Source organism: Luteimonas huabeiensis HB2 (assembly GCF_000559025.1).
Lineage (GTDB): Bacteria > Pseudomonadota > Gammaproteobacteria > Xanthomonadales > Xanthomonadaceae > Luteimonas > Luteimonas huabeiensis.
Genome location: NZ_JAAN01000026.1, coordinates 110,175 through 123,313 on the forward strand (window position 1 = coordinate 110,175; position 13,139 = coordinate 123,313).

Below are 13,139 nucleotides of genomic sequence, written 5' to 3' on the forward strand. Positions count from 1 at the left end.
TGAAGAATTGGAGCCGGGACTCGGGACTCGGGACTCGGGACTCGGAAAAGCCCGGTTCCTGTCGCGGCGAAGGAGCTGCAGCTGTGCGATGGGCGCGAAAGCGGATTCCCTGTCAGGCTCCCACCGAAGTCGCTGGCGCCTGCCCTTGCGAGTCCCGAGTCCCGAGTCCCGAGTCCCGCCACTCTGCTGCCGAGCCTCGGATTCTCTAAACACCAGCCTCATCGTCCGTCAGCCCTTGAGCGTGTCGATGTCGGCGACGTTGATCGTGCGCCGGTTGCGGAACAGCGTGACCAGGATCGCCAGGCCGATCGCCGCCTCGGCCGCGGCCACGGTCAGGATGAAGAACACGAACACCTGACCGGTCGCGTCGCCGAAATGGCGGGAGAAGGCGATGAAGTTGACGTTCACCGCCAGCAGCATCAGCTCGATCGACATCAGCAGCACGATCACGTTCTTCCGGTTCAGGAAGATGCCGGCCACGCTGATGCAGAACAGCACCGCCCCCAGCGCCAGGTAGTGCCCGAGCGCCAGCCCCTCTCCGAACATGCTCATGCCTTGCCCTCCTCGGCCGGCGGCTCCGCGGCGTCGCGCCGCGCCGGCTGCTCGGCCGGCATGGCCACGATGCGGACGCGGTCGCGCGCCTTCACCGCCGCCTGCCGGCCCGGATTCTGGTGCTTGGCCCCCACGCGCACGCGCAGGGTCAGCATCACCGCCGCGACCACCGCCACGGTCAGGATCAGCGCCGCGATCTCGAACGGCAACAGGTAGTCGCGGAACAGCGTATGCGCCACCCAGGCGGTGTTGCTCAGGCCCGCCGCCTCGGCCGGATCGGCGCCGAACGGCGTGCCGCGCGCGCCGATGCCGATCAGCGTCAGCATCTCGGCCAGCATCACCACGGCCACCAGCAGGCCCACGGGCAGGTAGCGCACGTAGCCTTCGCGCATCGCGGCGACATCGACGTCGAGCATCATCACCACGAACAGGAACAGCACCATCACCGCGCCCACGTAGACCAGGATCAGGGCCACGCCGAGGAATTCGGCGCCGGCCAGGATCCAGGTGCAGGCGACGGTGAAGAAGGTGAGCACCAGGAACAGGGCGGCGTGCACCGGGTTGCGCACGCTGATCACCGCCACCGCGGACATCACGGTGATCGCGGCGAAGACCAGGAAGGCGGGCAGAATGAAATCCATGGCTTACCTGTAGGCGGCGTCGGCGGCACGACGTTCGGCGATCTCCGCCTCGAGGCGGTCGCCCAGCGCGAGCAACTGGGGCTTGGTCACGATGTTCTCGCCGCGGTTCTCGAAGTGGTACTCGTGGATGTGCGTCTCGACGATCGAGTCGACCGGGCAGGATTCCTCGCAGAACCCGCAGTAGATGCACTTGAACAGATCGATGTCGTAACGCGTGGTGCGGCGGGTGCCGTCCTCGCGCTGGGTGGAGTCGATGGTGATCGCCAGCGCCGGGCAGACCGCCTCGCACAGCTTGCAGGCGATGCAGCGCTCCTCGCCGTTGGGATAGCGGCGCAGCGCGTGCAGGCCGCGGAAGCGCGGCGACTGCGGCAGCTTCTCCATCGGGTACATCAGCGTGTACTTGTCGCGCCACAGGTACCTGAAGGTCAGGGCCAGGCCGCCCAGGAGCTCCCACAGCAGCAGGCTGCGGAACCAGTTGACGATGCGGTTCATCGCTGCACGCCCTCCAGCACGCCGAAATAGGCCATCAGCGCGGTGACCACGATCCAGCCGATGCTGATCGGAATGAAGACCTTCCAGCCCAGGCGCATGATCTGGTCGTAGCGGTAGCGCGGGAACGAGGCGCGGAACCAGACGAAGCAGCTGGCGAAGAAGAACACCTTGGCGAACAGCCACCACCAGCCGTCCACCGACAGGAACGGGATGCCCCAGCCGTGGAACGGCGACAGCCAGCCGCCGAGGAAGAACAGCGAGGTGAGGAAGCTCACCAGGATCATGTTGGCGTACTCGGCCAGGAAGAACAGCGCGAACGCCGAACCCGAGTACTCCACCATGTGGCCGGCCACGATCTCCGACTCGCCCTCGACCACGTCGAACGGCGCGCGGTTGGTCTCGGCCACGCCGGAGACGAAGTAGATCACGAACAGCGGCAGCAGCGGCAGCCAGAACCAGCTCAGGAAACCGCCGTCGCCGGCCTGCGCCATCACGATGTCGGTCAGGTTCAGGCTGCCGGCGGCGATCAGCACGCCGACCAGCGAGAAGCCCATCGCGATCTCGTAGCTGACCACCTGCGCGGCCGAACGCATCGCGCCGAGGAAGGCGTACTTCGAGTTCGAGGCCCAGCCGGCGAGGATGATGCCGTAGACGCCCAGCGAGGTCATCGCCAGCAGGTACAGCAGGCCGGCGTTGGCGTTGGACAGCACCAGCCGCGCGTCGAACGGCACCACCGCCCAGGCCGCGAACGCCGGGGCCAGGGTGATCAGCGGCGCCAGCACGTACAGCGCGCGCTGCGCGTTGGCCGGCTGGATGACCTCCTTGAACAGCAGCTTGAAGACGTCGGCGAAGGCCTGGAACACGCCCAGGCCGACGTACATCGGCCCGTGGCGCACGTGCATCCAGCCGATCAGCTTGCGCTCCCACACCACGTAGAAGGCGACCGCGATGATCACCGGCATGGCGATGGCGAGGATCTTGAGCACGATCCACAGCACCACGCCGACGGCGCCGAACGAGAACAACGCGTCCCGCAGCGGCCCGACCACCTGTTCGAGCAATTCGGCCGTCGTCATGCCGGCACCACCTGTACGTTCCCGGCCGCCAGCGCCGCGGTGGCGCCGTAGCCGCTTTCGACGAAGGCCGCGCCGCGCGCGACCTGAGCGCTCGCCGTCACCTGCAGCGTGGCGGTGCCGGCATGGTTGGAGACCTTGGCCATGGCCCCGTCGGCCAGGCCCAGGGCGGCCGCGTCGTCCGGATGCAGCGCGATGCGCGGCCCCAGGGTCAGCGGATGCGCCTGCAGCGCCGGCGCGCGCCGCACCACCGCATCGCTGCGGTAGATCGCCGGCGCGACCGCGAGCTCGATGCCCTCGCCCGCCTGCGGCGCCTGGCCGCCGCGCACGGCGACCTCGCGCGGCGCGAGCCCGGCGCGCAGCTGCGCCAGCTCGGTGAAGCCGAAGCCCTCCAGGCCCAGCTGCGCGCCCAGCGCGCGCAGCACGCGCCAGCCGGCGCGCGCCTCGCCCGGCAGGCGGCCGGCGGCCACGGCGCGCTGCTCGCGGCCCTCCAGATTGGTCAGGGTCGCGTCGATCTCCGGCAGCGCGCCGATCGGCAGGATCACGTCGGCCACCGCGCGCGTGGAGGCGCAGGCGAACTGGCTGAAGGCGACGACCTGCGCGCCGGCCAGCGCCTGCATCGCCAGCGCCTGGTCGGCGAAGTCCAGGCCGGGCTCGATGCCGTACAGCACGTAGGCCGAGCGGCGGTCGGCCAGCATCGCCTGGGCGTCGCGCGAGGCCGGCAGCACGCCGTAGCGGGCCAGGCCCAGCGCGTTGGCGCCCTGCGGGATCCGGCACAGCGCGGCGCCGTGCGCGGAGGCGAACGCCGCGGCGGCCTCGCGGATCGCGCCGGCGTGGGCGCCGGACTCCGCCAGCGCGCCGACGATCACCACCATGCGGTCGGCCTCGCCGACCGCGGCGGCCAGCTCGGCCCCGCCCAGCGTCGCGGCGATCGCCGACGGCGGCACGATCGCCCTGGACGCGACGTCGAAGGTGAAGTCGAAATCGACCGGGTTGACCACGTGCACCTTGGCGCCGCGCCGCCAGGCCTGACGCACCCGATGGTGCAGCAGCGGCACTTCGTGGCGCAGGTTGGAGCCGACGATGACGATGGTGCCGGCACGGTCGATCTCCCCCACCGGCAGGCCGAACGGCGCGGCGACGGCGTCGCCGGACAGGTCGCGCTGGCCGATGCGGTGGTCGAGGTTGCCGGTGCCCAGGCCCTCGGCCAGGCGCGCGAGCAGCGCGCCCTCCTCGTTCGAGGTCGCCGGGTGCACCAGCATGCCCAGATCGTCGGCGGCGTTGTCGCGCAGGATCTGCGCGGCGCGCGCCAGCGCCTCGTCCCAGCCGGCCTCGCGCCAGGCGTCGCCGTCGCGCAGCAGCGGCCGGGTGGCGCGATCCTCGGCGCCCAGGCCCTGGTGCGAGTAGCGGTCGCGGTCCGACAGCCAGCATTCGTTGACCGCGTCGTTGTCGCGCGGCACCGTGCGCAGCACCTCGCCGCGGCGCACGTGCACGAACAGGTTGCTGCCCAGGGCGTCGTGGTAGCCCAGCGACTCCTTGGCGATCAGCTCCCACGGCCGCGCGCGGAAGCGGAACACCTTGTTGGTCAGCGCGCCGACCGGGCACACGTCGATCACGTTGCCCGAAAGCTCCGTGGTCAGCGGCTTGCCGTCGTAGGTGCCGATCTGCAGGTTCTCGCCGCGCTGCATGCCGCCCAGCTCGTAGGTGCCGGCGATCTCGGCGGTGAAGCGGATGCAGCGCGTGCACTGGATGCAGCGCGTCATCTCGGTGGCCACCAGCGGGCCGAGATCCTCGTCGGGCACCACGCGCTTGCGCTCGGCGAAGCGGCTGACCGAGCGGCCATAGCCCAGCGACAGATCCTGCAGCTCGCACTCGCCGCCCTGGTCGCAGATCGGGCAGTCGAGCGGATGGTTGATCAGCAGGAATTCCATCACGTTGCGCTGCGACTTCAGCGCCTTGTCGCCGCGCGTGCGCACCTGCATGCCGTCCATCACCGGCGTGGCGCAGGCCGGCGCCGGCTTGGGCATCTTCTCCACCTCGACCAGGCACATGCGGCAGTTCGCCGCGATGGCCAGCTTGTCGTGGTAGCAGAAGCGCGGGATCGGAATGCCGGCCTTGTCGGCGGCCTGGATGATCATCGAGCCCTTGGGCGCGGCCAGCTCGACGCCGTCGATGAAGACGGTGACGTGGTCGGGCGGCAGGTTCGGGTTGACGGGCTGCGCGCTCATGGCTGCGCTCCAGGGATCAGGGGCCGGAGGCCAGGGACCAGGGAAAAACGCACCGGCACGGCGATCTCCGGCCTCTGGCCTCTGGTCCCTGGCCTCTGCTGCATCGCGTTCATGCCGCCACCGCCTTCGGCACCACGGTGCCGTTGCGCTCGTCGTCGACCAGGAAGCGCTTGTTGACGATCGCGTATTCGAACTCGTCCCAGAAATGGCGCAGGAAGCCCTGCACCGGCCAGGCGGCGGCCTCGCCGAAGGCGCAGATGGTGTGGCCTTCGATCTGGCCGGCGGCGGCGCGCAGCATCTCCAGGTCCTGCAGCGTCGCCTTGCCCTCGACGATGCGGGTCAGCATGCGGTACATCCAGCCGGTGCCCTCGCGGCACGGCGTGCACTGGCCGCAGGACTCCTTGTAGTAGAAACGGGCGATGCGCTGGCAGGCGCGCACCATGCAGGTGGTGTGGTCCATGACGATCACCGCGCCCGAACCGAGGCCCGAGCCGGCCTTCTGGATCGCGTCGTAGTCCATCGTCAGGCCCATCATCACCTCGCCGGGCAGCACCGGCATCGAGGAGCCGCCCGGGATCACCGCCTTGATGCGGTTGCCGTTGCGGATGCCGCCGCACAGGTCCAGCAGCTCCGCGAACGGCGTGCCGAGGCGGATCTCGTGGTTGCCCGGGCGGGCGACGTGGCCGGAGACCGAGAAGATCTTGCAGCCGCCGTTGTTGGGCTTGCCGAGGCTCATGAACCACTCGGGGCCGTTGCGCACGATCGCAGGCACCGAGGCGTAGGTCTCGGTGTTGTTGATGGTGGTCGGCTTGCCGTACAGGCCGAAGTTAGCCGGGAACGGCGGCTTGAAGCGCGGCTGGCCCTTCTTGCCTTCCAGCGATTCCATCAGCGCGGTTTCCTCGCCGCAGATGTAGGCGCCGGCGCCGAGCGCGTTGTAGATGTCGATGTCGATCCCGGAACCGAGGATGTTCTTGCCCAGCCAGCCGTTGGCGTAGGCCTCGGCGGTGGCTTCCTCGAGGTGCTCGAACGGCTCGTGGTGGAATTCGCCTCTGAGGTAGTTGTAGCCCACGCTCGAGCCGGTCGCGTAGCAGGCGATCGCCATGCCCTCGATGACCGCGTGCGGGTTGTAGCGCAGGATGTCGCGGTCCTTGGCGGTGCCCGGCTCGGATTCGTCGGAGTTGCAGAGGATGTACTTCTGCATGTCGCCCTTGGGCATGAAGCTCCACTTCAGGCCGGTCGGGAAGCCCGCGCCGCCGCGCCCGCGCAGGCCGGACTGCTTGACCATCTCGATCACGTCGGCGGGCGGGATCTTCTCGGTCAGGATCCGGCGCAGCGCCTGGTAGCCGCCGGTCTTGAGGTAGTTCTCGTAGGACCAGGGCTTGTCGAAGTGCAGCGTCGTGTAGACGGCCTGGTGCGCCTGCGGCGCCGGACCGACCGGGCCGTAGCCTTCGGAAACCTTGGGGTGGTGATGCGCCATCTCGCGTCGCCTCACTTCAATCCGTCGAGCAGCTCGTCGACCTTCTCGGGCGAGAGCTTCTCGTGGTAATGGCCATTGATCACGACGACCGGCGCGCCGCAGCAGGCGGCCACGCACTCCTCCTCGCGCTTGAGGTAGACCCGGCCGTCGGCGGTGGATTCGCCGAGCTTGCAGCCGAGCTTCTTCTCCGCGTGCGCGACCAGCTCCTCGGCGCCGTTGAGCCAGCAGCTGATGTTGGTGCAGAAGGCGACGTTGTTGCGGCCGACCTTCTCGGTCTCGAACATCGAATAGAACGTCGCCACCTCGTAGGCCCAGACCGGCGGCAGGTCGAGGTACTTGGCGACCGCGGCGATCAGCTCGTCGGAGAGCCAGCCGCCGTTCTGCTCCTGCGCCGCGTGCAGGCCCTGCAGCACCGCCGATCGCTTGCGGTCGGGCGGGAACTTGGTCAGCCAGTGGTCGATGTGCGCGCGCGTCTGGTCGCTCAGCACCACCATCGGATCGACGTTGCGCGCGTTTTCGAAGTTGCCGGTTGCTTTCATGCTTGTACTCGCCGGGGCCGGAGGCCAGAGGCCAGAGGCCAGGGAAGAACGGAGGGCCGCGATACGAAGGCGCCTCCCTGCCCTCTGGCCTCTGCCCCCTGTTCCCTGTTCATCGATCGATCTCGCCGAACACGACGTCGTAGGTGCCGATCATCGCGACCACGTCGGCCAGCATGTGCCCCTTCACCACCGCGTCCATCGACGACAGGTGGGCGAAGCCGGGCGCGCGCAGGTGGACGCGGAAGGGCTTGTTGGCGCCGTCGGAGACCAGGTAGCAGCCGAACTCGCCCTTGGGCGCCTCGACCGCGCGGTAGGTCTCGCCGGCCGGGACCGAGTAGCCCTCCGAGAACAGCTTGAAGTGGTGGATCAGCGCTTCCATGTCGTCCTTCATCTCCTCGCGGGAGGGCGGCGCGACCTTGTAGTTGTCCACCATCACCGGGCCCGGGTTGGCCTTCAGCCAGGCCACGCACTGCGCGATGATCCGCGCGGACTGGCGCATCTCGGCCACGCGTACCAGGTAGCGGTCGTAGCAGTCGCCCTCCACGCCCACGGCGATGTCGAAATCGACCTCGGCGTACTTGGCGTAGGGCTGCTTCTTGCGCAGGTCCCAGGCCACGCCCGAGCCGCGCAGCATCGGGCCGCTCATGCCCCAGGCCTTGGCCAGCTCCGGGCTGACCACGCCGATGCCGACGGTGCGCTGCTTCCAGATGCGGTTGTCGGTGAGCAGGGTCTCGTACTCGTCCACGCGCTTGGGGAACTCGCGCGCGAAGTGCTCGAGGTAGTCCAGCATCGACCCCTCGCGCCAGGCGTTGAAGCGCTTGAGCTTCTCGCCCTTGCGCCACGGCGACTCGCGGTACTGCGGCATGCGATCGGGCAGGTCGCGGTAGACGCCGCCGGGCCGGTAGTAGGCCGCGTGCATGCGCGCGCCGCTGACCGCCTCATAGACGTCCATCAGCTCCTCGCGCTCGCGGAAGGCGTAGAGCATCACCGCCATCGCGCCCAGGTCGAGCGCGTTGGAGCCGATCCACATGAGGTGGTTCAGGATCCGCGTGATCTCGTCGAACATCGTGCGGATCCACTGCGCCCGCTCCGGCGCCTCGATCCCCAGCAGGGTCTCGATCGCGAGCACGTAGGCGTGCTCGTTGCACATCATCGACACGTAGTCCAGCCGGTCCATGTAGCCGATCGACTGGTTGAAGGGCTTGGATTCGGCCAGCTTCTCGGTCCCGCGGTGCAGCAGGCCGACGTGCGGGTCGGCGCGGACCACGGTCTCGCCGTCCATCTCCAGGATCAGGCGCAGCACGCCGTGCGCGGCCGGGTGCTGCGGGCCGAAGTTCATGGTGTAGTTGCGGATCTCCTGGCGGAGTTCCGACGGGCTGCTCGCGAAGCCCTCGCTGGCCTGGTGCACGGTGCTCATTTCCGGATCTCCGCCTTGCGCGCCTGCGACTCGCCGGCGGCGGTGGCGTAGCGCGCGTCGTTGCGCACCACGCGCGGCACGCCCACGCGCGGCTCGACCGAGGTCACCGGCTCGTAGACCACGCGCTTCTTCTCCGCGTCGTAGCGGACCTCGACGTTGCCGATCAGCGGGAAGTCCTTGCGGAAGGGGTGGCCGACGAACCCGTAGTCGGTGAGGATCCGGCGCAGGTCCGGGTGGCCGCGGTAGACGATGCCGAACAGGTCGAACGCCTCGCGCTCGAACCAGTTCGCGCCCGGCCACACCGGGGTCACCGAATCCACGATCGGCAACGCGTCGTCGGCGGCGCGCACGGTCACCCGCAGGCGGCGGTTGTGCTCGATCGACAGCAGTTGCGCCACCGAGGCGAACCGCTGCTCGGGCCGCTCCAGCGCGCCCTCGCCCTCCGGCTCGTCGAGCTGGCGGCTGGGCGACTCGCCGTAGCGGAAGCGCCCGGGGCCGCGCCCCTCGACGCCGCGGCTGAAGCCTTCGGAGGACACCTCGGTGTCCCATTCGTCGCTGCCGTAGCCGAGGTAGTCCACCCCGCACAGATCGATCAGCGACTCGAAGCCGAATTCGTCGCGCAGCGCGATGCAGCCGGCCAGGTAGTCATCGGCGGAAAACACGATGCCGACCTCGCCGCGCGGCTCGGACACCGCCACTTCGGCGGCCGGGAAGCGCTCGCGCAGCCTGGCGACGAAGGCGTCCACGGTCTCGTTCATCCGCGCATCCCCGTCTTCTGCTCGCCGAAGTTGCTGGCGCGGCGGATCTTGCGCTGCAGCTGCAGGATCCCGTAGACCAGCGCCTCGGCGGTGGGCGGGCAGCCGGGGACGTAGATGTCGACCGGCACGATGCGGTCGCAGCCGCGCACCACCGAGTAGGAGTAGTGGTAGTAGCCGCCGCCGTTGGCGCAGCTGCCCATCGAGATGACCCACTTGGGATCGGGCATCTGGTCGTAGACCTTGCGCAGCGCCGGCGCCATCTTGTTGACCAGGGTGCCGGCCACGATCATCACGTCGGACTGGCGCGGCGACGGGCGGAACACCACGCCGTAGCGGTCCAGGTCCAGGCGCGCGGCGCCGGCGTGCATCATCTCCACCGCGCAGCAGGCCAGGCCGAAGGTCATCGGCCACATCGAGCCGGTGCGCGCCCAGTTGAGCAGGATGTCGGAGCTGGTGGTGACGAAGCCGCGCTCGAGCAGCGGGTTGTCGCCCTGCGGGCGCAGGATGTCGTCGACGCGACCTTCGGGCAGCGGATTGCTGGCGACGTCGGCGACCTTCTGGATGGCCTGGATCACTCCCATTCCAGCGCTCCCTTCTTCCACACGTAGATGAAGCCGAGCAAGAGCATGCCGGCGAAGATGGCCATCTCGACCAGGCCGACGACGCCCAGGTCGCGGAACACGGTGGCCCAGGGCACGATGAAGATGATCTCCAGGTCGAAGATGATGAACTGGATGGCGATGAGGTAGTAGCGCACGTCGAACCGCATGCGCGCGTCCTCGAACGCGTTGAAGCCGCACTCGTAGGGCGAGAGCTTCTCCGCGGTGGGGCGCTTGGGTCCCAGGACGTTGCCGACGATCAGCAGGGCGATGCCGATGCCGGTGGCAACGATCAGGAACAACAGGGTCGGCAGGTATTCGGCCAGCACGTGATGTTCTCTCGGCTACTTGCCGCCAGCGGCGGCCGTTGCTCGGCGCTCGCGCGCCTTCCACGCGAAGCGCCGGGCGCTCGCGCGTCGTTTGCGCAGGGAGTCCGACATATCCGGGTCGCTCCGCCCTGCCCGCCCCGAAGGACGTGTTCCGGCGGGGCTGCCCGCGGTGGCCGCGACGGATGTCGCAGGCCACGCTCGAAACAGCGCAATTGTACCGTTTCGTGAACTGGGGAGTAAACGATTTATCGGGCTTCTCCACATGTCCGCGGACGCGTCGCATTCGCGTCGCGCATCGGCTCACGCGCGCTTCACGCGCGGCCGCGGCTGCGACGGCGCACGCAACGAAAAAACCCCGCCGCGGCGGGGTGATCTCGTTCGACGGCTCGCGCCGCCGAAGGTGCTGGTGCCCAAGAGGGGACTCGAACCCCTACGACTCTCGTCGCTACCACCTCAAGGTAGTGCGTCTACCAATTCCGCCACCTGGGCCTGGATGTCTCCCGCAGCGCCGGCGGTCGCCGCGGCGGGTGCGCATTGTAAGCGCTTATTGCTCGTTTTGCGGAGCCGGGGCCGGTTGCGGCTGCTGCACGGGCGCCTGCTGCTGCGGCGGCGCCGGCACGGCCTGGCTGCCGGTCGGCGCGGGCGCCTGCGGCACCGCCCCCTCCGACGGCGCGGCCGGGGCCTGCGGCACCGACGACATCACCCCGAGATCCTGCTGCACCACCGGCTGCGCCTGGCGGGTCGCGTACCAGGCCATGAACAAGGTGATCGCGAAGAAGCTGATCGCCAGCCACTTGGTGGCCTTGGACAGGAAGTTGGACGAGCCGCGCGCGCCGAACACGGTGGCGGAGGCGCCGCCGCCGAAGCCGGAGCCGGCCTGCGCGCCGGCGCCGCGCTGCATGAGGATCAGCGCGATCATGGCGATCGCGATCAGGACGAAGAGCACGTTCAGGACCAGGAGCAGCATCGCATTCGGGACCGGTTCAGTTCGCCGCGGCGGCCGCGGCGATGGCGAGGAAGTCGGAGGCCACCAGCGAGGCGCCCCCGATCAGGCCGCCGTCCACGTCGGGCTGCGAGAACAGCTCGGCCGCGTTGGCGGGCTTCACGCTGCCGCCGTACAGGATCGGCAGCGAATCGGCGATTTTAGCATCCCGGGCCGCGACCTCGCTACGGATGAAGGCGTGCACCGCCTGGGCCTGTTCCGGGGTGGCGGTGCGGCCGGTGCCGATCGCCCAGACCGGCTCGTAGGCGACCACCGCGTCGGCGAAGGCGGCCGCGGTCACCAGGTCCAGCACCGGGCGCAGCTGCGAGGCGATGGTGTCCTCGGTCCGGCCGGCCTCGCGCTGCTGCAGCGACTCGCCCACGCACAGGATCGGCCGCAGGCCGGCGTTGACCGCGGCCAGGAACTTGCGCGCGACGTGTTCGCTGCTCTCGTTGTGGTACTGGCGGCGCTCGGAGTGGCCGACCAGGCCGAAGCGGGCGCCGACGTCGACCAGCATCTTCGCCGAGACCTCGCCGGTGTAGGCGCCCTCCTGGTTGCTGCTCACGTCCTGCGCGCCGAACTGCAGCGGGCGCCCCTCGAAATCCTCCACCAGGTCGCCCAGGTAGGGCAGCGGCGGCAGGATCACCACCTCCACGCCGTCGATCGGCAGCGATTCCGCGATGCGCGAGACCAGTTCGGAGGCGAACTGCCTGCTGCCGTGCAGCTTCCAGTTGCCGGCGACGATGCGTGGACGCATGGCGATCCTCGAATGGGTCGGGGGCGCCGATTCTAGGCCCTGCCGTGCGGCAGGGGTAGCGCGCGGCCCGCAGGCCTGCCCCGGTGCCGCCCCCGCCCCGCCGCATCGCGCTCGTCCCTTCTCCCGCAAGAGCGCCGGATGAGGGCCGCTCTGCGCGCCTGCGGCGTGTCCCCATCCGCCTTCGGCACCTTCCCCCGCTTGCGGGGGAAGGAAAAACAGGATGGCCCCCGCTTGCGGGGGAAGGGAAAAACAGCTTGGCCCCGCCTGCGGAGAAGGATCGCCTTTCCGCGCGGAATGCCGATACGTCCCGGGGCCCGCCAGCGCTAGCGCAGCTTGATCTCGCGCAGCCGCTCTTCCAGGTAGCCCTGGGCGGTGATCGGCTCGGGATAGCGGCTGGGGTTGTCGGCGGTGACCGTGGACGGCAGCACGTCGATGACGAAGTCGGGGTTGGGATGCAGGAAGAACGGCACCGAGTAGCGCGGCTTGCGCGCCTCCGCCTCCGGCGGGTTGACCACCCGGTGGGTGGTGGAGGGATACACGTGGTTGGTCAGCCGCTGCAGCATGTCGCCGATGTTGACCACGATGGTGTCGGCATCGGAGGTGAACGGCACCCACTCGCCCTTCTTCGACAGCACCTCCAGCCCGGCGGCGCTGGCGCCGACCAGCAGGGTGATCAGGTTGATGTCCTCGTGGGCGCCGGCGCGCACGTTGGGGATGTCGGGGGTCGTGATCGGCGGGTAGTGGATCGGGCGCAGGATCGAGTTGCCGGAGTCGGTCTTGTCGGCGAACCAGTCCTCCGGCAGGCCGATGTGCAGCGCCAGCGCCGACAGCACCTTCGAGCCCAGGGCGTCGAGCGCCTGGTAGAGCCCGTAGCCGTGCTCGCGGAACCCGGGGACCTCATCGGGCCACAGGTTGGGCGGCATCACGTCGCGGTACTTCGAGTCGTCCGGGATCTCGCGGCCGATGTGCCAGAACTCCTTGAGGTCGTAGTGCTGGGCGCCCTTGGCGGTCTCGATGCCGAACGGCGTGTAGCCGCGCGCGCCGCCGCCGCCGGGCACGTGGTACTTGCGCTTGACCTCCTCGGGCAGCGCGAAGAACGCCTTGAACGCGTCGTAGGCGGCGTCGATCTCCGCCTGCGGGATGCCGTGGCCGTTGATGCCGGCGAAGCCCCATTCGCGGTAGGCCGCGCCCAGCTCGGCGACGAAGGCGTCGCGGTCGGCGGGGCTGGCCGGATCGGTGAAGCGGCGGATGTCGAGGGTCGGGATACGGGAGGTCATGGCGGTCACCGGGACGGT

The 13,139-nt window shown here is 69.4% G+C and carries 14 protein-coding genes and 1 tRNA gene; all 15 read right to left on the reverse strand.

Going from position 1 to position 13,139, the window contains the following annotated elements; all coding sequences use genetic code 11:
- Window positions 1-228 precede the first annotated feature (228 nt).
- The 15 genes from nuoK to Z164_RS0111375 all read right to left on the reverse strand — a co-directional run bounded on the left by nuoK (window position 229) and on the right by Z164_RS0111375 (window position 13,121).
- Complete coding sequence (gene nuoK, locus Z164_RS0111305; RefSeq protein ID WP_043689916.1) at window positions 229-546, reverse strand: NADH-quinone oxidoreductase subunit NuoK; 318 nt, start codon at window positions 544-546, stop codon at window positions 229-231.
- 2 nt (window positions 547-548) lie between these two features.
- Window positions 549-1,193 (reverse strand): NADH-quinone oxidoreductase subunit J, encoded by a 645-nt coding sequence (locus tag Z164_RS0111310; protein WP_024890810.1) that lies wholly within the window; start codon window positions 1,191-1,193, stop codon window positions 549-551.
- A gap of 3 nt (window positions 1,194-1,196) precedes the next feature.
- On the reverse strand, window positions 1,197-1,685 hold the full coding sequence (nuoI, locus tag Z164_RS0111315) for an NADH-quinone oxidoreductase subunit NuoI (protein WP_024890811.1): 489 nt from the start codon (window positions 1,683-1,685) through the stop codon (window positions 1,197-1,199).
- Window positions 1,682-2,761: an NADH-quinone oxidoreductase subunit NuoH gene (nuoH, locus tag Z164_RS0111320; RefSeq protein ID WP_024890812.1), complete on the reverse strand. Its 1,080-nt coding sequence runs from the start codon at window positions 2,759-2,761 to the stop codon at window positions 1,682-1,684. Before nuoH ends, nuoI begins: the two co-directional genes overlap by 4 nt.
- On the reverse strand, window positions 2,758-4,986 hold the full coding sequence (gene nuoG / locus Z164_RS0111325; protein WP_024890813.1) for an NADH-quinone oxidoreductase subunit NuoG: 2,229 nt from the start codon (window positions 4,984-4,986) through the stop codon (window positions 2,758-2,760). Before nuoG ends, nuoH begins: the two co-directional genes overlap by 4 nt.
- A gap of 109 nt (window positions 4,987-5,095) precedes the next feature.
- Complete coding sequence (gene nuoF, locus Z164_RS0111330; RefSeq protein WP_024890814.1) at window positions 5,096-6,463, reverse strand: NADH-quinone oxidoreductase subunit NuoF; 1,368 nt, start codon at window positions 6,461-6,463, stop codon at window positions 5,096-5,098.
- Between the two features lie 11 nt (window positions 6,464-6,474).
- Window positions 6,475-7,002, reverse strand: a complete 528-nt coding sequence (gene nuoE, locus Z164_RS0111335) for an NADH-quinone oxidoreductase subunit NuoE (RefSeq protein ID WP_024890815.1) — start codon at window positions 7,000-7,002, stop codon at window positions 6,475-6,477.
- Between the two features lie 109 nt (window positions 7,003-7,111).
- Window positions 7,112-8,419: an NADH-quinone oxidoreductase subunit D gene (locus Z164_RS0111340; RefSeq protein ID WP_024890816.1), complete on the reverse strand. Its 1,308-nt coding sequence runs from the start codon at window positions 8,417-8,419 to the stop codon at window positions 7,112-7,114.
- Complete coding sequence (locus Z164_RS0111345) at window positions 8,416-9,177, reverse strand: NADH-quinone oxidoreductase subunit C (protein WP_024890817.1); 762 nt, start codon at window positions 9,175-9,177, stop codon at window positions 8,416-8,418. Before Z164_RS0111345 ends, Z164_RS0111340 begins: the two co-directional genes overlap by 4 nt.
- The gene (locus tag Z164_RS0111350; RefSeq protein WP_024890818.1) at window positions 9,174-9,758 is read right to left on the reverse strand and encodes a NuoB/complex I 20 kDa subunit family protein; all 585 of its coding nucleotides are present in this window, start codon (window positions 9,756-9,758) and stop codon (window positions 9,174-9,176) included. The genes Z164_RS0111345 and Z164_RS0111350 overlap by 4 nt, the downstream gene beginning before the upstream one ends.
- Window positions 9,749-10,105, reverse strand: a complete 357-nt coding sequence (locus Z164_RS0111355; protein ID WP_024890819.1) for an NADH-quinone oxidoreductase subunit A — start codon at window positions 10,103-10,105, stop codon at window positions 9,749-9,751. The genes Z164_RS0111350 and Z164_RS0111355 overlap by 10 nt, the downstream gene beginning before the upstream one ends.
- A gap of 404 nt (window positions 10,106-10,509) precedes the next feature.
- A tRNA-Leu gene (locus tag Z164_RS0111360) sits at window positions 10,510-10,594 on the reverse strand.
- A 55-nt stretch (window positions 10,595-10,649) separates the two neighbouring features.
- Window positions 10,650-11,072, reverse strand: coding sequence for a preprotein translocase subunit SecG (gene secG / locus Z164_RS0111365; RefSeq protein WP_024890820.1), 423 nt, complete (start codon window positions 11,070-11,072; stop codon window positions 10,650-10,652).
- A 16-nt stretch (window positions 11,073-11,088) separates the two neighbouring features.
- A complete protein-coding gene (gene tpiA, locus Z164_RS0111370) occupies window positions 11,089-11,844 on the reverse strand; it encodes a triose-phosphate isomerase (RefSeq protein ID WP_024890821.1) in 756 nt (251 codons plus the stop codon).
- A gap of 323 nt (window positions 11,845-12,167) precedes the next feature.
- Window positions 12,168-13,121, reverse strand: a complete 954-nt coding sequence (locus tag Z164_RS0111375) for an isopenicillin N synthase family dioxygenase (protein WP_024890822.1) — start codon at window positions 13,119-13,121, stop codon at window positions 12,168-12,170.
- Window positions 13,122-13,139: the final 18 nt, after the last annotated feature.